The organism is Vibrio sp. YIC-376, from assembly GCF_052353105.1.
GTDB lineage: Bacteria > Pseudomonadota > Gammaproteobacteria > Enterobacterales > Vibrionaceae > Vibrio.
The window spans coordinates 303,553-323,763 of record NZ_JBBWFK010000005.1 but is presented as its reverse complement, the minus strand read 5'-3'; the positions used below and the strand labels follow the sequence as shown (position 1 = coordinate 323,763).

Genomic DNA, 20,211 nt, shown 5'->3' with positions numbered 1-20,211 from the left:
GAAATATGTCACGTGTTGCGTAATGTTCTGAAGGTAAAAAGTGATATTTAGTAGGGCAGGAAGAAAGTAAAAGAAGAGGGGATGCTTAGATTGCTACCAATAAAAAGACCCAACTTTAAGTCGGGTCTTTAATGCATGATGAAAAAAGAGATTTAGATGCGTATTACGCACTCATTGGTACGAGAACCATTGTGCCTAAAATCACCGTTATTAATCCTGCTAAAACAGGAACTGAGGTACGTTTAACTACCTCGAATGGACTGATTTTAGCCATACCAGAAGTTGCTACAACCACGCCCGAAACTGGAGAAATTGTACGACCTAAGTTCGATGCTTGAAGCATTGGGATGATTAGGAACGCAGGGTTTAGTCCCATTTTCGCTGCCAGAGACGGGGCAAGCTCAACGAAGGCATAGAAAGGCGCATTACCAGAACCAGTTGCAATCGCTGCGGCAACCGTCAAAGCAGTCAAGATAAGCATGAGCGCCACACCGCCTGCACCAGCTTGGTCAGCTAGGTGAAGTAGGTTGTCGATTGCGCCAATTGACATAAGACCTTGGGCAAATACACCAGCGGCAACTAATAGCATGACCACGCCTTTAAATGCATCCGCCATACCTTCATAGCAAGCATCCAAATCTTCAAGAGACTTTTTGCCGTCAAACTTATTCACAGCGTAATGAATAATCGCGCCCAAGAAAATAGAACCAACAACGATGGTGTAGATATCGAGACTTAATCCAGGGATGGTGCGACCGTTGAATAGGAATACACCGAAGATTGGCAAGAATGGCAGTGCCGCATAAAACGCTGGAGCATCAGCTTTGATTTCTGATACGTCAATTTTTTCCATTGGCGTATTTTCTTTCTTATCTAGATATTTGTTCCAGAAAAACGCCGCTACCGCCATAACGATGATTGCACAAATAGAAACAGGTAAAACCGTTTGAACGGCAAAGACGTCAAGCGCGAGTCCTGATTTCTCAGCTGCGATAACAACGTCTCCGGAAGTTGGAGAAAGGATGATTGCTGCAGGAGAAGCACAAACTGCAACTGCCGCTGGGCGTGAAATACCCATCGCGACCATCATTGGGAATAATGTCGCCATCAAAAGCACACCCAAACCAGTCGCTGAGCTTACGGCTAAAGACATTAGACAGGCTACGATATAAGCCGCAACTAAAAGGACATAAGGAGACTTAATAACAGAAAGTGGTTTAGAGAACTGTTTTACCACAACATTGTTTGCACCAATGTGTGTCATGTAAGAAGCAAAACCGCACAGCAACATAATCTGCATGCCTAGGCCGCCACCACGGTACTGAAGCATATACTTAACGTATTCCAATGAATCTGTCACAAGGTTACCAGTTGAGGTGATGCTTGATGGCAAAACTTGGTGGCCTAAAACGCCAGTCATGAGAAGCAAAGCAATACCTGCGGTTAAAAGTACGCCGGCAGCCTTGTAGCCTTTGACAATAAAATAGCCCACAGCAATGGTTACTACTAAGCCAATTAAGAGCTCTAGCATAGGGGTCTCCAGATGTTATGAAAAAAAGAAAAAATCCGTATCAATTTATGTCAGGGAATTTACAGAAATCTTTTCTGTGGCACGAGTTGAATCTGGGGCTTGCATGATCTAAAACAAATAATAATTTAATAAATAATCACGTTAGAATATTTTGTTTAACTTTCTATTATTAGGTGATATGTGCTGGTAACTAATGGTTGGATTGAAATTAAATGTCGGGCTAAATTCGAGGTGTTAAGCCGATTGCGGATGAAAAATGTTCAAATTGAACTGTTGGAATAAAATTATTATGCAGATGCATTGAATAAAAAGAAAAGCTGCGAAATATCGCAGCTTTTCTTTTACTTCATCATCAATGTTAAGCGTATCGTCGAACCATCTGATTCCAGTTGCGTTCTTGCTTTTCAAACTCGGCTTTGATCTGTTGGTACTTCACTTTGCAGATCGAATATTCATACTTTTTAACAACATCTGCGGTCTTTTCGCCTAAGAGTGCTTTGCGAGCTTCATAATATTCCTGCATATGATGAACAAGTGAATCAAATTCCTGCTGAAGCTGTTCGAGGATAGTTTGCGTATTTGGTTTCGATTCGAGCTTTTCTTTCGTTTTTTTCAACAATTGTGTGGCGCGTGCTTTTTCGATTCTGAACGTCGAGGTGGTACGTAGCTTTGATGTTAATCCCAACCACGTGCAGGTTTTTATCAACCATTTCGTTGGGTCGTATTGCCACCAGTAAACGCCATTACGGTAATCGTTCTCGAAGATGTGGTGAAAATTATGGTAACCCTCGCCAAAAGTGAAAAAGGCTAAGATTCCGTTATCGCGTGCGGTATTTTTGTCGGTAAACGTCTGCTTACCCCAAACATGAGCTAATGAATTGATAAAGAAAGTAGTGTGGTGACTCATGAACAGACGAACCGCTCCAACAATCAACAACATACCCCAAACATCACCATAAATCAGACCTAATGCTACCGGAAATCCGATATTAGTAGCGAGCGCGAGCGGTACATAGTACTTGTGTTGCCACATTACGACGTTGTCACGTTTCAAGTCACGACAGTTTGTATATTCGTTTTCTTTCGACTTGTTGTAATCCCGTAACATCCAACCAATGTGGGAATACCAGAATCCGCGTTTAGCCGAGTAAGGATCAATGTCGTTATTGTCCACGTGTTTATGGTGTACTCGGTGATCAGAAGACCAATGTAATGCGCTATTTTGCAGTGAAAATGCGCCACCGAGAGCAAATATATAACGGAGAAACGAATGAGCCTCATACGTTTTATGACTCCAGAGGCGATGGTAACCTGCGGTAATGGATAAGTTGGTAAAGCTGAACGCAATGATACACCATACCAAGTGTTCCCAACCCAGTCCAAAATGGTTGGCGTACCAAGGTGTCACGATAAACGTAAGAATGAAGCTGGAAGAAAATATCAGTATATTCAACCAGATAAAAGGTGGCTTGCTTTGATTCACAACGTGTCCCTAACTTTAAGCTAACAACTGTGCGCTAGAATATCAGCGTACACGTGTAAGTCAAATTAAAGTTAGATAAATGTGATAATTCTTGTTGGTTATAGCGCATAATGTGGATGGTACATTTTGCTTTTAATTAAATAATGAGTAGTATTAAAAAATAGGCTTTGGCGTTAGATATGGAAAATCCACCAATAAACTAGGTTTCTGATGGTGGAAAATGCCAAGGATCTGCACAGAAACAAAAAATGTAAGAAAATAGGAATACGTAATGGATTTACGATCAGCAGAATATAGGGATTTCGAACGCATCGCACATTTGCATGCAGAGAGTTGGAAACGTCATTACCGAGGCATTTTGAGTAACAGATATCTGGATAAAGAAGTTCTGGATGATAAGTTATTGATTTGGCAAACCCGTCTAACCAATCCTCCTTTTAACCAACACATCGTACTTGCAGAAGAAGGGGGACTTTTACTTGGCTTCGTCTGCATGTTTGGTAACCACGACTTTGAGCGCGGTACTTTTATTGATGCGTTACATGTTGATGAGAGTTATCGTGGACGAGGCATTGGCAAGCAACTTTTACTAGCTGTAGCCGAGTGGCACCAGCACTACTTCAAAGATAGTGGCTTGTATCTGGAAGTGGTTTCGCAAAATACGTCAGCAATTGAGTTTTATCGTCATATTGGTGGCCAAGAGTGCCATGAACGTATGTGGCAAGCGCCAGGTGGGACCGAAGTGATGGAAAAAGTGTTCCGTTGGTCTAATGCACAATCGCTGGTGAATGGCATTGAATCACATGTGGTTTATTCTTAGCCACAGCATCTTAAAGTGATATTTGTATCAGAAGAGCAGCTAAGGCTGCTCTTTTTTGTTAGATAACAGTAAAGCTATTTAGCATTTATAAGAATTGATACTTTTTATCGCTAGTGACTTCTATATAATCAGCACCCCGGATGAGAATAACAATGATAGCTAGTCATGGTCATAGGAACTCAAGCTAAAACAGGCAAGTTGGATAAAGTGGATGCGGTGCGTAAAGTTTATCAATATGCAGAACCAAACCTGACACTTGTTGGTTGGATGGGGTTTATTGGTTATCCGATCTATTACATGGTTTGGGCATTCCTGTTTCCGCAACCGTATGAAAATGTATCTTTGCGTTTATTCTGTTCTCTTCTATTTTTGGGGATTATTTGCCGAGATCGTTTAGCATTCCCGTTGCGTCGCTACATTCATATTTATTACCAACTCACAATTACGCTCTGTCTACCATTTTTCTTTTTCTTCATGCTACTGATGAACAATTGGAACGAAGTATGGGTGATGTCATTTATGTGCGCTATTTTTCTGCACATCTTGTTGGTATATAAAACAAGGGTGATGTTTGCTCAGACGCTTGTAGGAATTGGACTCGCAACACTGTTTGCCTGGATTTCTAAAGGGTTTCAGCTAGAAATAACAATGGAATGGGCGCATCTACCTATCTTTTTGTTTATCTATGTTTTCGGTAATCTTTTTTGTGTTAGGAATCAGGAAGAACATGAGTCAAAGGTGTCTCTGGCTAAATGTTTTGGTGCGGGAATTGCTCACGAAATGCGTAATCCTCTCAGTGGTCTTTCAGCATCAATTGAACTGATTCAGTCTGTTTTACCACCTAAGCAGATGACAAATAAACAGCAACATATACTGAGTGACGCGAACATCGCGTTATTGAGAGATGTTAGTTCAGATGCCATGACCATCATCCATTCTGCGAATGAGACGATTGATTTACTCCTGACGTCTCTGGATGAAAATCGAATTTCTCGTTATACGTTCAAAAAGCACTCGGCTCAAACCGCAATAGCACAGGCTATTGATAGCTTTAGCGACAAGCGAGCCACAGACAATCGTGCCATATCGTTAGATGTTAGGGATGAGTTTTATTTCTTGGGGAGTGATACGTTGCTTCAGTATGTCATGTATAACCTCTTCAAAAACTCATTCCACCATCGTAGCTCCGATGATTTTCATATCCTTGTAGAGCTAAAGAGTGAAGAATCCGCTAATAAAATAGTGGTAACAGATAATGGATGTGGCATATCGTCTGACGCGATTCGAAATATATTTGAAGACTTTTACACCACAGGAAAGTCCGGTAGCTATGGTTTAGGGTTGCCGTTCTGTAAAAAGGTGATGCATTCATTTGGCGGCAATATAGAGGCTCAGTCTGTTCTGGGCGAATGGTCTCAATTTACTTTGACGTTTCCTTCTTTTCACTCTGATGTTGTCAAAAGCATTAAAGAAGACCTGACCAAGTCGAAGAAAGTACTTTTCGTGACCAATCAGGGTATTCTGGCGTCGAAAGTGTCAGAGAGTAGTTGCAGTATGGGTTTCTCACTAGACTGTCTGCAAGTACATGAAGTGCTCAGAAGAAAACAGCATGAATTTAGCTATGATGCGATATTCGTTGATGTCCAAAGCCTCGATATCAGTGATGGTCATCTCGATGAACTCGAATCTCTGCTCGCCTTTAGTCAAGCTCGTATCGTCTACCTGTTTGAGCGTCATCCTGCTCCTCGTGTAATACAAGCGGGTAGTGAACCTTTGTGGATTGAGACTCAAGCGTGGCTGCTTAATACCGAGCAAACTATTGACCAAATACTCTATGATTCATGTGATTCGAGTTTTACATCAACGATCAGTCCAGTAGTGAAGTTAGATCCTTCAAATAAGCGCAAAATCATGGTGGTAGACGACAATGCGTCACTGCGTAAATTTACTGCGATTCTTTTGGAAAAGCATGGATTTGAAGTTATACAGAGAGAAGATGGTCAGCAAGCGGTAGAGGCATTAGAACAAGAAAACATCGACGTTATTCTGATGGATATTGAAATGCCTGTGATGGATGGGATTGAAGCTTCAAGAATGATTCGAAACTCTGATAAGCGTTATTCATCAGTACCTATCATTGCCTATACAGGGGATAGTACGGCAGTCACTTTGGATAAAATAGGTTCTTCTGGTATGTCAGATTTTATTGTGAAACCTGCGGATAAGAACCGATTGTTCGACAAAATAGCGAACTGGATATAAAAATCACAGTATCGATATAAAAAAGCTCAGTATTTCACTGAGCTTTTTGATGTTCGTTTGTACCGAAACTTAACGTTTGTTACGCAAGTAACGCTTACGTCGTTCTTCCTTACGTTTTGCTTTTTCTTCTTCTTTACGAGTAGTTTCGATTTCCACTTCGATAAGCTCTTGAGTGATCATTTCAGGACGCTCTAACGTGATCTGTCCCAATGTACCCTGACGAAGCTCGTGAAGCAGAATCTCTGATACTTTATGCAGGTCAACACGTCCGCCCGCGCGCAATGCACCGCGACGACGACCAATTTCTTCCATAATCTCGATATCGGATTCTGGAAGCTCTTCGATCTGGTAACGCTTTTTAAGATTTTCTGGGTATTGAGCCGCTAAGTATTCAATGGTGTAAAACGCCACTTCATCATATTCCATTGCGGTATCTTTCACTGCACCTGTCGCCGCGAGACGAAAACCACTGTGCGGGTTCTCTACTTTTGGCCACAGAATTCCAGGTGTATCCGATAGCACAATGCCGTTTTGAAGATTAATACGTTGCTGACGACGAGTAACCGCAGGTTGGTTACCTGTAATGGCAATGGTACGACCCGCAAGTGTATTGATGATGGTTGATTTTCCTACGTTTGGAATACCCATGATCATAGTACGAATGTTTTTGCCGATCTCTTCACGGTGAGGAGCAAGCTTACGGCAAAGTTCCATGATTTTATGAACTTCCTGAGGCTCAGAAGTCGTGATCGCCATGGCTTTAACGTTTTGCTCTTTCTCAAGATGGTCAATCCATAGTTGAGTGAGCTCAGGATCAGCCAAATCGCGCTTGTTTAATACTTTAACGACGGGTTTGTCGCCACGAATTTGAGAAATCAAAGGGTTTTCGCTACTAAAAGGAATACGAGCATCCAGTACTTCAATGATCACATCCACTTGCGGGATGGCTTCTTCGATCTCTTTACGTGCTTTGTGCATGTGGCCAGGAAACCACTGGATTGAGTTGTTAACCATTTGAAATGTTTACCTTTATTTTTCTAAATTTAAGTTGAACAACAAAATTTAGACTTTATTGAGTGTTTTAATCGCCCATATTGTACTGAAGAATAGGTGCGGTATCCATTCTGATAACTTCGTTACATGTTGGGGGAATTCTGGTGGAAGCGAATTTTAATGGCGTTTACGGCTAAATCTCGTTCTTACGCTTGCTCTTTAGGTGATACTTTTCTTCGGCGAAAGTGCTTAAACAGGGGCATATTTGTGGCAAAGGCATCAAGAACGTCTGAAGGATTTATTTTACGTTGTCTAATCGTTCGTCTTATATTTGTGAATGTGAGTGAAAGCGTCGATGAAACAAATATTATTTGCTGAGATTTAGAGCGCAAATAACATGTAGTCTAAGGTGGAAGATTCTGTAGGAATCTGCTTACGTAATATAAATTAATCTTTATAAATCAGTAATATATTTGGAATTTTCTTAAGGGCTGAAATTTGACATTTGAGCTGTTCAGATTAGTCTGACTTCCCAATCAGAGGAAGTCTTTATGTTCAGCATTCTAAGAAAACTATTTCTGCTAGCCGTTGCGTTTATCAGCGTCGCGGTTTCTTTAAATGCATCTGCAATCGAAGAACCAAAAGACACGATCGTGGTGGGTGTGATCACACAACGCGATTCATCAGATTCTCTTCAAGATAGTATTGGTCCGTTTTACGGTATTAATCTCGATTACTTAGCCAACATTGCTAAAGTACTCAATCTAAAGCTTGAATTTCGTGCCTACAGCCATATTCCACCAATGTTACAGGATGTAGAAAATGGTGTAATTGACGGTGCGGTAGGTTTTAGTAAAACAACAGAAAGAGAAAAGCGTTTTCTATTTTCACAGCCTTTCTTTTCCAGCACGATTGCGGTTTGGTACAGAGATGCCAACCAAAAGCAGCGAGATCACAAAGACATCAAGTGGGTGTGTGTTGAAGGCAGCTCCTACTGTGACAACCTTATAGCCCATGGTTTCGATAATATTCACTTTGTAAAAACACGTTTAGACGCTTTCGACGAAGTCCGCAGTGGTCGCGCTAATGCACTGATTTCTACGTACGTTGCGATCAACCAGTACTTGGACCAGCACAATATTATAAAAGGCGTGTTGGACGTTCCTGAATGGCTTAATCATGAGCAGGTGAGTTTCATCACCTCACATGGTAATCAGAATCTGGTCAATCAGATAAACAAGATTCTGAATTGGGAAAAAAGCGGTAAAAATATTCGCTCTGTTGCTTCTCAAAACCCTTACCACATTAACGACAAGATGTTGGTGGAGTATCGCCGCAGCATCGGAACTGACCACAAAATTACCTACAGCAGTAGCGAAGAAGCATACCCGTTTCTATTTAAGAATGAACATTCAGGTCTTTTAGACGGCTTTCTTCCTGACTTCATAGAGTTAATTCAGTCCCGAACCGGGCTGGCGTTCGAATTTATTAAGCCTAACGCGAGTCTAAGCAGCGGACTTACATCATTTAATTCTGATCTCGTTCCAGTGGCTTTTGTGGATGAAGTTCCAGTATCCGATTGGCTCGTGACAAAACCCTTTATGCGCAACAACTTCGTTTCTATCCGCTCGGAGGAGCGAAATGTTGACGTGACTGAAAACTCAAAGCTCGGCATTTTGATCAGTTTAAAAAGGCAGGGGCTAGTGCATCTGGACTCTTGGCAGCATGATCGTTTCTCTCGTTACGATGACGTAAAACAGCTACTGCTGGACTTGAAATCCGGCAAGTTGGATATCGCTTATCTTCCCGAGGACGTCGTCCACAGTTTGATAGCGCAGGATCAGGTGGATGGTTTTGTCGTTAATGAGCATGATGTACTGACATTTTCTATCGCTTTTGCCGTATCGAACCACAACACGCAGCTTAAAAATATGCTCGACAGCGTTATAGATACGATTGATTCAAATGAGATAGAAAAGCTTCTTCGCTCACATAGAAACTTTAACCTTGTATATGGCTATGACAACGAACACATGACAAAAGTCTTTGTGTCTGCGGCTGTCGCTTTCGCCGTGCTATTAGTGGTGGCTTACCTCGTATTGGAACGCATGAGATTAAAGGTGAAGCTCGCAGAGCTAAATGCGAATAACGAAGAAAAAGAAAAACAATGGTTAGTGGAGATCATGCAGGAAATCAATAGCCTGGTATTTATCCATGATGAAGATAACCAACTTGAGATGAGCAACTGCGCGCGCTACAAAAATCAGCAATGTAAAGAGTGCTGTCTTAAAAACTGTGCAACTGGAATAGGCCTTGTTGATAACGAAGATGAACTAGAGAAGGTAATCGGTGGGCGACGGATCGTGGAGGAAGTGGCGTCATCGGGCTGTAAATTAGGCATCAATCATGTTTCCCGGGAGCGTAAAACTATTTCGTCCCCCAGTGGTAAGAAAAAGTTTGTATTAACGGTAATTCAAGACATTACGCAGCAAAAAGAGCGCGAGCAAGCCCTCATTGAAGCGCAAGAAAAGGCTCAAACAGCAGTACGTGCACGTGAAAATTTTTTGGCGACGATGAGTCACGAGTTGAGAACACCACTGGCTGCTGCGCATGGCATTCTCGATCTGCTCGATCGCCAGATTGACGATGAATCTAATCGAGCGCTGATCGCTCAGGCGATGCGCTCACTCAATCACTTAAATGCTCTTGTTGATGAAGTTCTGGATTATTCAAAACTCGAATCAGGACAGTTAAACATAGTTCCAGTAAAAACAGATTTGCTTTTAACGCTTTGTGATGTTTTCCGTAGCTTTGAGCCTAAAGCCGTTGATAAAGGATTGGACTACAAGGTGATGATTAAGCCCTTAAGTAACCGACTGGTGGAAATCGATTCGTTAAGGTTAATCCAGATCATCACTAATTTAATGTCGAACGCGGTCAAGTTTACCTTAGAAGGGGAAATAGGCATCAGTGTGATGATGCATGATAATCAGCTGATTCTAAAAGTAGCAGATACCGGTATCGGGATGACAGAAAGCCAACTTGCTGGTGTTTTAGATCCTTTTGTCCAAGCGGATGACACTATCACTCGTAAGTTTGGCGGTACTGGTTTAGGGCTAAGTATTGTTGACCGCCTGATTCAATGCATGGGCGGCGAGCTTTCGATTGATTCGCAATACGGATTGGGCACCTCAATAGTTGTGAAGTTACCTGTGACGTTGTGCCAGTATAACAGCGAACACTACCCACAATGGACTTACAGTCACGAGCTTCCGTTGAATGTACGTCAGTGGTGCGATCTCTGGAAGATGCAGCCTTTAGTTGGGGAGTCAAATGTATCTGCAAATCTAACCCCAGAACTTGATCTGAAAGGGCGTTGCAAAGGTGTGAAGTTTAGTCAGCACGGTATGCCGCCAGTCTGTCTGGACCTGCGTGAGATACATTACCCTGACGCTCTCCAAAGATTGTTAGACCTAAGCCATCAGGATGTTACTCCAGTTGACATGCAACAAGATAACGTCTCTTGGGTGCAAGGAACCGTTTTAATAGCAGAAGATAATCCTATAAACCAGAGCATCATGGCTATGCAGTTGCATGAGCTAGGCATCGAAGCAGTTATCGTCAATAACGGTTGTGAGGCTTGGGAATATATTCAGCATAACGATCAGGTTGTTGCTCTTCTTACCGATTTCCACATGCCAGAGATGGATGGCTATGAGCTCGTCAAGCGCGTGAAGTCTTCATCTAAGTCTTGCGCTTTACCAGTGATTGGCGTAACGGCAGAAGACTCTCGATTGGCAAGTGAAAAAGCGAAAGCGTGCGGAATGGATGATGTACTTTTTAAACCGTACGACTTAAGTAGATTGAAATCCGTATTGATTCCGTTCATCGGCCGGAAAGATAAAGCGTTATCTACTAGCTGGCTAGAGAAGTTTACCTCACAGGATGCCAAAGAGATTGCTCAGGTTTTCCGCCAGTCAATGGCGGCGGATGTTACCAAGTTGAAGAATGCTTCAAGTGATAAAGATAAAAAACGCGTGATTCATGGAATTAAGGGCGCGGTAGGAGCCATCGGTATTTCGATGTTGACCAACCTCTGCATAGAAGCAGAGAAGGTCACTGCTGAGGACCTTGATAATTATGCGGCAGAGCTGATTTTACACATCGAGAAGGAGATCGAAGAGATAGAGAGTTGGGCAGAAATAAATGAACAGACAGTTTAATGCGATGGTGATCGATGATCATCCTCTTCAAACTACCTTGCTAACACATGCTTTGCGCAGGCATGGCGCTCATGTCGCGTCTTTTAATTGTGTTGATGAAGCAATAATATGCGCGAACACAGCACATTTTGATGTGATATTTTGCGACATCATGATGCCGGGAAGAGACGGGGTCGACATGATGGATCTACTTAATCACATCCAGTACAAAGGTAAAGTAGTGATTGTCAGTGCGATGGATCTCACGATTATCTCTGCGGTAAAAGCCATGTGTAATGATTTCAGTTTTGAGGTGGTTGGGAAACTACAGAAGCCTTACGACCAACTTGAAGTCGCTGACATCATTCGCAAGATGCAGAAAGAGACTCAAAAGAAAGTGACGTTTTCTCGACCGATTGATGTTGAAGATCATGAGTTTATCTCTGCTTTAGCTGAAGGACGTATAAAAAACTATTATCAGCCACTGGTCGATACAAAAAGTGGTGAAGTGTCAGGCTATGAGGCACTGGCTCGCTGGATTCACCCGACTCATGGTGTACTGTCTCCTTATCATTTTTTATCCATCGTCGAGCGCTGTCGTCTGTCTACTGAGCTGTTTAATGCTGTTTTCAGTAATGTCATCGACGACATCAAACATCGTGGTTTCACAAAGAAAGTTTCGGTCAATGTTGATCATGCGAACCTAGGAGATGGTCTCTTTGCTAACCGTTTTTTTGAGCAATGTCATGAGCACGGTATTGAACCGGAACAAATCAAAATCGAAATTACTGAGCGGGATACGTATCAAGCCAGTTCTTCTATTTATAAGAACTTACTAAAGCTTCGTATGAACGGCGTCACTGTATCGATCGATGATTTTGGAACTGGTTCATCGACTTTTGAAAAGTTAGCGCAATTGCCTTTCAATGAACTGAAAATCGACCGTTCATTTGTGCATGGTATCGACAGCGACCCGAAAAAAAGAAATATCGTTGGTGCAATTCGTGCGTTAGCCAAAAGTTTGAATATTCATGTTGTTGCTGAAGGGGTTGAAGACGAGGCAACGCTGAAAGTCATGCGCGAGTACGGAATCGATCTTTGCCAAGGTTTCTACATCAACAAACCAATGCCCTTAGAAGCAATAACCATACTGAATTAAATTATGAATAAATTGAACTGTTTAATCTTTGACGATCACCCACTCGTCTGCGTTGCTATTAAATATCTGCTTGAAGACTTAGGAGTAGCAGATGAAGTGGTGACAGCGACTTCTTCAAAATCCGCACTGACAGCGATAAAAGAGGGAAGTATTGAATTACTTATATTAGATGTCAATTTATCAGACTGTGACGGCTTTGATTTCTATAAACGAATTAAATCACATGGTTACGAAGGGAAAGTTATCTTTTTCTCTGCAGAAACGAGCCAAATATACAGCCAGATGGCTTTTCGCTCGGGCGCCGACGGTTATGTCTGCAAGTCAGAAAATCACGAGATTCTCAAAGATGCTATCGAGGCAGTGTCAAAAGGTTACTCTTTCTTCAAATTCAAGCAAGTATCGAGCGGAACCATAGAAACACCTCAGCTATCGAGCAGAGAAAGTTCCGTTATGAAGTACTTGCTGCAGGGGAAATCTAATCGCGATATTGCTGAGGTATTATCGATAAGTGACAAAACGGTAAGTACTTATAAGCGACGTGTACTCGATAAATTTAATGTTAACAACATTGTTGAATTAACAAGAGTTGCGGGAGACATAAAGGACGCGATATGAGCGTGAATCTAAGAAATCTCTCGTTGTCGTTGTTTATTGCAACTACATTGTTTGTTACCTCAGTGGTTACGATTGGCGCAGTGCTTCTGTCTTATGAGACAAAGCAGTTCAACTCTTATGTGGAAGGGGTGTCAAAAGTAAAACAGCAGGTGATTTTACTGGGGTTACTCACGGAGTCACAACTCAAGCAATATGAAGGATGGCCTGTAGAAGAACTTGAATCTATAACGGATTTTAGTTTTCAGGACGCGATTTATTCATTAAACCCTAATGAAAAACTGAATTATGTAGAAACCGTCGCGCGTAAAGTATTCCATCAAGCGGAAGAGTATTTATCGAATGTTTATAAGGAGCACTCTTCAATACTTTATTTTCGATCCTATACAGGAAATAAACTCATATTGGAACGCCCGATAGAAGGTCTGGAAAACAACAAAAGTGCGTTTGACGTAGAAGTATGCAAAGTCACCATCTCTTGTTTATTGACCGCTTGGAAGGGGCAATTATCGGATCGAGTATTGTTCTCTAAGCCTTTTAAAAGCCCTGCGACCAATGAATTCGCAGTAAGTATTATGAGTCCGATCTATTACAACGATGAGTTGGTTGGAGAGTTCTCTAGTCAAATGCATCTGACTGAGCTTTATAAAGAAGGTAAAGCGGTTGAGTCTGTCATTGATAATGGTAACAAACAACTCATCATTTACTTCCCAGATTATCCCTGGTCTAACATTGCATATACCCAGTCTTTTATGGCAGACAACAATAACTTAATTGTTTATCAGTATCCTTTTAGCAAAGTGTTGGTGGATTATAGCTATCTTTTCTTTATCTTTTTTATTGTTAGCTTGGCCTACTTATCTAAGGCTCATGAGTCGAAAGAGAGCCGAACGCTGTTAAAAGATGCGCTGAATGAATCAACAACAGATGAGTTAACCGGGCTATCTAATCGAAAACTGTTTAAGGATGATTGTTTCCATAATCGACTAAACGAAGGTTCTTACACTGTAATTGCGATAGATGGTAACCGAATTAAGAGAATTAATGATCGATATGGGCACCATGTGGGTGATGACGCCATTGCAATTATTGCTGAATCAATGCAAAAGGTTTTCCGAAATAGTGATTATCTTGTTAGAACCGGAGGAGATGAGTTTCTCGCCATCTTGCAGCCTAACTCAGGCCTCTGTTCTGGCAAATAAACTACAGGGAGTGGTAAAGGATAGCCGTTTAAAGACACTGGATATCGAAATTAGTGTCAGTACCGGCTTAGCATCCAATTTGGAGTATGAAACTCTTGAAGAGGTGATCATCAGAGCGGATGAAGAGTTGTATGAAATGAAAAAAAGGCGAGATTGAGGCACCAAAGTAAGCGTATATAAAACAGTCATCGAAGCGTTGTTAATTTAAACGGTTACATAACCATTTGATAAATTTGACCTAACGGTAACTTTAGTCTTTTATATTAGGGCAGCCGCTTATTTGCAAAGGTGGCTGCCTTACTTTTTCTGCTTAAGAATATTTGACGTAAGTGGTGTCTCATTTTGAATAAAGAACTCGACCTGAATTTATTAAAAATACTGGTGCTGTTAGAAAAACATCGTCAGCTAAAGCCTGTTGCAAAAGCATTAGGGAAAAGTGAAGCGTCAATCAGTAAGTACCTTACTCGATTGAGACTTCAGCTTAACGACGAGCTTTTTATTCGCCATCCTCACCATCTGGAGCCCACAGACTTCCTTAAAAGACAATTACCTGAAATCGCTGAATCTCTTGATCAGTTAGACAGGTGTTTAATTCGTTCTGAATTCCAACCAGAAAATTACGATAAAGAGATTACAATTTCCTTACCGCAAGTCGCTCAGTATTCATTTGGCCACCATCTGGCTAAAGAACTCATGACGCTGTTTCCCAAAGCTCATATTACGATGATGACCAACAATGATCATACCGTTGAAGATATATTACTCGGCAAAGTAGATATGCAATTGCATTACTTTAATGATGAGTTGCCGAAATCCATTTATCAGCACTTTATCGGTTATGCACCGGTTGTAGTGGTGGTGCCAGAAGAGTTGGATGTTACTACAGTGGAGCAAGCGACACAGTTATCCTTTGTCATGCTAGGGATGCTAGGGTGGAAAGACAAGGATCCCATTATCCAGCGAGTAATGGTAGATAAGGGCATACCTATCAATCGCGTTGCCACGTTTGATAATGTGAGTACCGTTTTGAAATTAGTAAAAGAGATGGGAGCTGCAACGGTTCTTCACGAGTTTCAATCTCCAATAGACGGGTATCGTTTTATACGTGTTCCTGAATCGTATTATCCACATGGTCGGCCGAAGGTGGTTTTACAGATGAAACAAAGCCACCGTTATGATGCAATGCACCAACTGTTAGCTGGTGCAATTGCCAAATATATGCCTATTCAACCGTAAACCTGAGCAATCTCTGACTTTGGAAGGGTATGCAGTAATTCGATAAGTGAAGTTGCATGGTACTTTTTCAAAATTCGTGTTTTGTAAGTACTGATGGTTTTTGCACTCAAAGATAGCTGTTCAGAGATTCGCTTGTTCGAGTAGCCTTGAGCGAGATAGTGAAACACCATGGCTTCTCTTTTCGACAAGGCGATACTGTTTGAAGATTGTGTGTGTCTTAGTTTAAACATCGAGTAGCCACGAGCAACGCTGACAATAGCGTCCATGATCGTTTGCTTAGCCTCGTTTTTGTTCAAAAAGCCATTCGCACCAAGCTCATAAGCGGCTTTAGAAAGGCTCGAATAGTCTTTTGAAGAAATGAAAAGGATCTTACCCTGGAAGCCAGTAGCCAAAATATTTTTGGCTAGTCGCATGCCATCCCGGTTACCTATCACGACGTCTAATATAATTAAATCAATCCGTTGATTTCGAACTAACTCCATGACTTCTGAACCATTTGTTGACTGTGTGACGTCAGCATTGTTCATGACACTGTTAACCAGAGAAGCAAGTGCTTCACTGTATAGTGGTTGAGCATCAATAATAAGTACGTTTTTCACTCTGGACCTCATTTAATTTTTTAACTTAATTGTCTGTCCGGATACAACCTCATCGGATTGATTAGGATTGTAGGAAAAATCTGGTTCAAGTGAAGGAAAATGACATTTTCAAAACATGAAATTCACCTGTAAGAGGATTTCAATATGTTGGGGAGACTTGTAATACCTCTTGCAGAATGGCGAGCTCTTGTCCCATGGTTTCGAGGTGCTAGTTTGCCATCTGAATTCTCATATCTTTAGGGAAATTGAATCATCATCGGGTATTTAAGCAAGGGCAGCTAAGTCACTTAAGAAGTTATAAATACATTGTCTTTTCATTGACTTTAATGAATGCTACGCATAGTTAAGTAAGCCATATACAACTAAGTATGTGGTTAGCTTTTTTTGTCTCGTTAAATTAAGATTGATCTCGATGGAATTCGACTCTATAAACCTGGTAGCGATAGGACTCATTTTCTTGGGCTCCTATGTTCAAACGGCGATTGGCTTTGGCTTGGCGATTGTTGCCGCACCTTTACTGATTATCTGGTCTCCAGAATATGTCCCCGCACCAATCTGTTTGGTTGCACTGTTTATTTCACTGATGAATGCCATGAAGCATCGCAGCAGCGTTGAAATTGGCGGTTTAAAAATGGCGTTGGTAGGTCGTATTCCTGGCTCTATTGCTGGTGGAGTAATGCTGTTCTTCGTGTCTACGGAAGCTCTGACATTATGGATTGGTGCACTGGTGCTGTTTGCCGTTATAGTGAGTGTACTTCCATTTCGAATTGAACCAACGCCACAACGAATGACTTTAGCCGGTTTCTTTTCCGGGCTTTTTGGTACTAGTTCTGCGATTGGTGGCCCGCCAATGGCATTATTGCTACAACATCAAGAAGCCAATCAGTTACGTGGTAACTTATCGGCATTCTTTGTCTTTAGTTCGATCATCTCACTTATCGTCCAGATTCCAGCAGGTTTTTTTACGCTTCACCATCTGATTCTTACGGTTCCACTTTTACCTGCTGCCGCTCTTGGTTACTGGCTAGCGATAAAAACTACCCAGTCATTGCCTAAAGAAAAAATCCGTGTTGGTGCGCTTTTGCTGTGTTTTGTCAGCGGTTTTACAGCGGTCGTTCAAGGACTGAGTCAATAACGTTTACGAGCAGCAGAGAAATGTAACTTGAGTATACTTAGGTTACATTTTGTTAGGCTCATCAAAAGGAATAGATATGATCACCGCGCTCTATGCCTGTGTCTTAGCTGTACTGCTTGTTTGGCTGGCTATTCAAGTGATAAAGCAGCGACGAATTAATAAGGTCGCCTATGCTGACGGTGGGGTGGAAGCACTTCAAATAGTGCGTACCGCACAAAGTAATGCCAGTGAATATATCCCAATTACTCTGATCTTAATGGCTTTATTGGAGTTTAATGGAGCAAAACCAGTATGGATTCACCTCACTGGTGTCATATTCGTTATTGGACGAATGAGTCACGCTAGAGGCATTCTTAAAGAGAGTTTTAAAGGGCGGGTGAAGGGTATGCAATTGACTTTTCTTATTATCGTCGCCCTAGTGGTTTTAAATTTGATTTACCTTCCGTATGGGAAGCTATGGTAAGTGGCTCAAAATGAATATCAGCCACCGTGTAATTCGTTCTTAACACTCTTAACGATAACAAAGCTAAGTTTGCTAATTGCTAAGTTTGATTTGCAATTTGCAACAAAATGCTTAAGCAAGTTATCTCTATTGATGAAGATTCAATAAACTTAGTTGAATATCAAGCACATGTTGCATGAGCAATAATTGGCATAGATAGTGCTTTATTTAAAGTGACCCTTTTTAAGCCGAGGGTCACCTAGCCAACTGACGTTGTTAGTGAACCCGATTGTTCACATATACATACCGCCAATCACAACATTGTGGTTGGCATTTTTTTGCCTGTCATTCAGTACTTACGAGTTTTGTCTTTATCTCATTTACTAAGCGCTTCTGCGTACAAATGGTAATCGTAGGTGTCGACCAAACGCGTTAATAAGTGCACCTGTCACAATCAAACCAGCGCCAATATAAGTCCATACTGAAGGCAATTCTTTGAAGATGACAATACCTATGAGTCCCGAGAAGATAATTTGAATATAAGAGTACGCTGACGCTTTGCCTGCTTCCTGAGTTTGCATGGCTTTAGTCATACCCAACTGACCGATTTGTGTGAAGATACCGATCAAAACCAGCATGACAGTCAGGTAAAGGTCTGGCATAACGAAGTTATCTCCCATTAAAAAGATGGATGTAGGCAGAGCCACCAATGGGAAGTAGAAAATAATAACTGAACTGTCTTCTGTTTGACTCAGTTTTCTCACAATCACGTAAGCGACAGAACTGCCCAACGCACCTGTAATCGCAGCGATCACACTCAGTGTTGGGAGCGCATGTTCTGCCGAGGCTCCTGTCTCTGGACGTATCATTACGTAGACGCCGAGTAAACATAACGCGATACAGACGAATGTAGAGGGTTGAATGCGCTCTTTTAAGAAAAACACAGCAAGTAAAGCAGTAAAGGCAGGGTGAATATATTGGAAGATGGTTGCTTCTGCCAAAGGTAACGTAGTCACTGAATAGTAGACACATATCAGTGCTACAGTGCCGACAGCACCGCGTGTTAGTAACAAGCCTTTGTCGTTTCCCCAGATTGAAATACGCTTACGTTTTACATCTAAGTAACTGATTATCAGAGAAACTAATGCCCTTGCTGCCACGATCTCAAAGACTGGAATACCATATTGGCCGACATGCTTCACTGTCGCAGACATAAGTGCAAAACCAAAGGCAGAAAGAACCATAAAGCGCACACCAATAGGAATCATGGTGCTTGATGAATTAGACATGCGAATGCTCATTTGTTGCGTTAGGTCTCATTTTAACATACTAAATGATCAAATTAATCTACTAGATAAAAACATATCCACCGATAAAATAAGAATGTATTTACATAATCAATTAACCATTAATTACTGATAAATTTGTTTACTGACTTTTGAGTAGTACAACAAGGTGTGAACTTAGCGTTGAAGGTATAGCCATGATCCCAATACAAGCTTCTCATGTATCAGGCGTAGTCATCTCTGAAATCGACGGCAGTCAGAAGATGCTGCTATTAAAACGCGTCAAAGGTGGTTACTGGTGTCATGTCGCCGGAGGTATCGAAGAGGGAGAAAAAGGGTGGCAAACTATTCTCAGAGAACTCAAAGAAGAGACGCAAATTGAGGGTGTAGAACTGCACACGGCTGACTTTCTGGAGCAGTTTTATGAAGCTAAAAAGAACCGAATTATGGTTATCCCTTGCTTTGTGATGTTCTGTGCTCCCAACCAAAGCGTGACGCTGAATCATGAGCATACGGAATATCGCTGGTGCTCTCTCGCTGAAGCCAAACAATTGGCGCCCTTTGCTAATCAACATCAACTATACGAACATGTGTGGATGCACTATGTGGATAAAACACAGTTGACACCATTTACGCTTATAGAACAAAAATAGAGGGACCTATGTTTCAAGCTGATCAATTACAACAACGTTTTTGGGTCTCAGACAGAATATCGATAGAACCATTGTCCAAAAAACACGCTTCGGTGATGTTAGAGGTGGTGAATGCAAATCGAAAGAGACTCGCTGGTTACTTGCCTTGGACCGATTTTGTAACAAGCAGACGAGAAGCTTGTCACTACATATCTCAGAGAGTTAATACTGATGCTGTTGATGCATACTGGTCTGCAATTTACTTTGATGGCCGTTTTGCTGGTGTTATTGGTTCAAAAGGGGTCCACCCAGAAACTCGAGTAACAGAAATCGGTTACTGGTTAGCTGATCAGGGTCGAGGGCATAATGTTATTGATCAGGTTCTATGTGTCCTCATTCATTACCTTAAAGAAAAAGGAAACGCTGAGTCGATCCAATTCCACTGCTTAGAAGAGAATCGGGCAAGCATTAAAATAGCGGAGCGAGCCGGAGCGAAATTCAAACATTTCGTAGATCATGATTATGATATGTTGGATCGAGCCCAGAGAATTGGTGTTTATGAGTTGCCGTTAAACGTGAATGAATAAAAACCGCCAATTACGGCGGTTTTACTTTTT

Annotated in this window: 15 protein-coding genes and 1 pseudogene; 11 read left to right on the top strand and 5 right to left on the bottom strand. The window is 41.6% G+C overall.

What is annotated here, in order from left to right:
• Positions 1 to 163 precede the first annotated feature (163 nt).
• Together dcuC and WJM94_RS12210 are read right to left on the bottom strand one after the other, a co-directional pair.
• A complete protein-coding gene (dcuC, locus tag WJM94_RS12215) occupies positions 164 to 1,531 on the bottom strand; it encodes an anaerobic C4-dicarboxylate transporter DcuC (protein ID WP_444494485.1) in 1,368 nt (455 codons plus the stop codon).
• A 358-nt stretch (positions 1,532 to 1,889) separates the two neighbouring features.
• A complete protein-coding gene (locus WJM94_RS12210; protein WP_444494484.1) occupies positions 1,890 to 3,014 on the bottom strand; it encodes an acyl-CoA desaturase in 1,125 nt (374 codons plus the stop codon).
• Positions 3,015 to 3,285: 271 nt separating this feature from the next.
• Between WJM94_RS12210 and WJM94_RS12205 the strand changes: the two genes are divergently transcribed.
• Complete coding sequence (locus tag WJM94_RS12205; RefSeq protein WP_444494483.1) at positions 3,286 to 3,834, top strand: GNAT family N-acetyltransferase; 549 nt, start codon at positions 3,286 to 3,288, stop codon at positions 3,832 to 3,834.
• Positions 3,835 to 4,041: 207 nt separating this feature from the next.
• Entirely contained in the window at positions 4,042 to 6,096 is a 2,055-nt protein-coding gene (locus tag WJM94_RS12200) for a response regulator (RefSeq protein WP_444494526.1), read from the top strand.
• Between the two features lie 69 nt (positions 6,097 to 6,165).
• Here WJM94_RS12200 and ylqF read toward each other — a convergent pair whose 3' ends face one another.
• On the bottom strand, positions 6,166 to 7,110 hold the full coding sequence (gene ylqF / locus WJM94_RS12195) for a ribosome biogenesis GTPase YlqF (protein ID WP_444494482.1): 945 nt from the start codon (positions 7,108 to 7,110) through the stop codon (positions 6,166 to 6,168).
• A gap of 530 nt (positions 7,111 to 7,640) precedes the next feature.
• Between ylqF and WJM94_RS12190 the strand changes: the two genes are divergently transcribed.
• From WJM94_RS12190 to WJM94_RS12170, 5 genes and pseudogenes are all read left to right on the top strand, one after another.
• Positions 7,641 to 11,312 (top strand): ATP-binding protein, encoded by a 3,672-nt coding sequence (locus WJM94_RS12190; protein WP_444494481.1) that lies wholly within the window; start codon positions 7,641 to 7,643, stop codon positions 11,310 to 11,312.
• Complete coding sequence (locus WJM94_RS12185) at positions 11,296 to 12,450, top strand: EAL domain-containing protein (RefSeq protein ID WP_444494480.1); 1,155 nt, start codon at positions 11,296 to 11,298, stop codon at positions 12,448 to 12,450. Before WJM94_RS12190 ends, WJM94_RS12185 begins: the two co-directional genes overlap by 17 nt.
• A gap of 3 nt (positions 12,451 to 12,453) precedes the next feature.
• On the top strand, positions 12,454 to 13,065 hold the full coding sequence (locus tag WJM94_RS12180) for a response regulator (protein ID WP_444494479.1): 612 nt from the start codon (positions 12,454 to 12,456) through the stop codon (positions 13,063 to 13,065).
• A 2-nt stretch (positions 13,066 to 13,067) separates the two neighbouring features.
• Positions 13,068 to 14,421: pseudogene (locus tag WJM94_RS12175) on the top strand (GGDEF domain-containing protein).
• Positions 14,422 to 14,606: 185 nt separating this feature from the next.
• On the top strand, positions 14,607 to 15,500 hold the full coding sequence (locus WJM94_RS12170; RefSeq protein WP_444494478.1) for a LysR family transcriptional regulator: 894 nt from the start codon (positions 14,607 to 14,609) through the stop codon (positions 15,498 to 15,500).
• Here the strand turns inward: WJM94_RS12170 and WJM94_RS12165 are convergent.
• A complete protein-coding gene (locus tag WJM94_RS12165) occupies positions 15,491 to 16,099 on the bottom strand; it encodes a response regulator (RefSeq protein ID WP_444494477.1) in 609 nt (202 codons plus the stop codon). The two genes, WJM94_RS12170 and WJM94_RS12165, sit on opposite strands and share 10 nt — an antisense overlap.
• 412 nt (positions 16,100 to 16,511) lie before the next feature.
• Between WJM94_RS12165 and WJM94_RS12160 the strand changes: the two genes are divergently transcribed.
• Positions 16,512 to 17,234, top strand: a complete 723-nt coding sequence (locus tag WJM94_RS12160; protein WP_444494476.1) for a sulfite exporter TauE/SafE family protein — start codon at positions 16,512 to 16,514, stop codon at positions 17,232 to 17,234.
• A 76-nt stretch (positions 17,235 to 17,310) separates the two neighbouring features.
• Positions 17,311 to 17,697 carry an MAPEG family protein gene (locus WJM94_RS12155; protein ID WP_444494475.1) on the top strand — a complete coding sequence of 129 codons (387 nt, stop codon included), beginning with the start codon at positions 17,311 to 17,313 and terminating at the stop codon, positions 17,695 to 17,697.
• A 362-nt stretch (positions 17,698 to 18,059) separates the two neighbouring features.
• On the opposite strand, the gene WJM94_RS12150 is transcribed toward WJM94_RS12155, so the two are convergent.
• On the bottom strand, positions 18,060 to 18,965 hold the full coding sequence (locus WJM94_RS12150) for a DMT family transporter (protein ID WP_444494474.1): 906 nt from the start codon (positions 18,963 to 18,965) through the stop codon (positions 18,060 to 18,062).
• Between the two features lie 194 nt (positions 18,966 to 19,159).
• Between WJM94_RS12150 and WJM94_RS12145 the strand changes: the two genes are divergently transcribed.
• Positions 19,160 to 19,615: an NUDIX hydrolase gene (locus tag WJM94_RS12145; protein WP_444494473.1), complete on the top strand. Its 456-nt coding sequence runs from the start codon at positions 19,160 to 19,162 to the stop codon at positions 19,613 to 19,615.
• Between the two features lie 8 nt (positions 19,616 to 19,623).
• Positions 19,624 to 20,181 (top strand): GNAT family N-acetyltransferase, encoded by a 558-nt coding sequence (locus tag WJM94_RS12140; RefSeq protein WP_444494472.1) that lies wholly within the window; start codon positions 19,624 to 19,626, stop codon positions 20,179 to 20,181.
• Positions 20,182 to 20,211 lie beyond the last annotated feature (30 nt).

What these genes read in the sequence shown, in the direction of transcription:
- dcuC (WP_444494485.1), bottom strand. Translation starts at nt 1,531, where the DNA reads ATGCTAGAGCTCTTAATTGGCTTAGTAGTAACCATTGCTGTGGGCTAT.
- WJM94_RS12205 (WP_444494483.1), top strand. Translation starts at nt 3,286, where the DNA reads ATGGATTTACGATCAGCAGAATATAGGGATTTCGAACGCATCGCACAT.
- ylqF (WP_444494482.1), bottom strand. Translation starts at nt 7,110, where the DNA reads ATGGTTAACAACTCAATCCAGTGGTTTCCTGGCCACATGCACAAAGCA.
- WJM94_RS12190 (WP_444494481.1), top strand. Translation starts at nt 7,641, where the DNA reads ATGTTCAGCATTCTAAGAAAACTATTTCTGCTAGCCGTTGCGTTTATC.
- WJM94_RS12185 (WP_444494480.1), top strand. Translation starts at nt 11,296, where the DNA reads ATGAACAGACAGTTTAATGCGATGGTGATCGATGATCATCCTCTTCAA.
- WJM94_RS12180 (WP_444494479.1), top strand. Translation starts at nt 12,454, where the DNA reads ATGAATAAATTGAACTGTTTAATCTTTGACGATCACCCACTCGTCTGC.
- WJM94_RS12160 (WP_444494476.1), top strand. Translation starts at nt 16,512, where the DNA reads ATGGAATTCGACTCTATAAACCTGGTAGCGATAGGACTCATTTTCTTG.
- WJM94_RS12155 (WP_444494475.1), top strand. Translation starts at nt 17,311, where the DNA reads ATGATCACCGCGCTCTATGCCTGTGTCTTAGCTGTACTGCTTGTTTGG.
- WJM94_RS12150 (WP_444494474.1), bottom strand. Translation starts at nt 18,965, where the DNA reads ATGTCTAATTCATCAAGCACCATGATTCCTATTGGTGTGCGCTTTATG.
- WJM94_RS12145 (WP_444494473.1), top strand. Translation starts at nt 19,160, where the DNA reads ATGATCCCAATACAAGCTTCTCATGTATCAGGCGTAGTCATCTCTGAA.
- WJM94_RS12140 (WP_444494472.1), top strand. Translation starts at nt 19,624, where the DNA reads ATGTTTCAAGCTGATCAATTACAACAACGTTTTTGGGTCTCAGACAGA.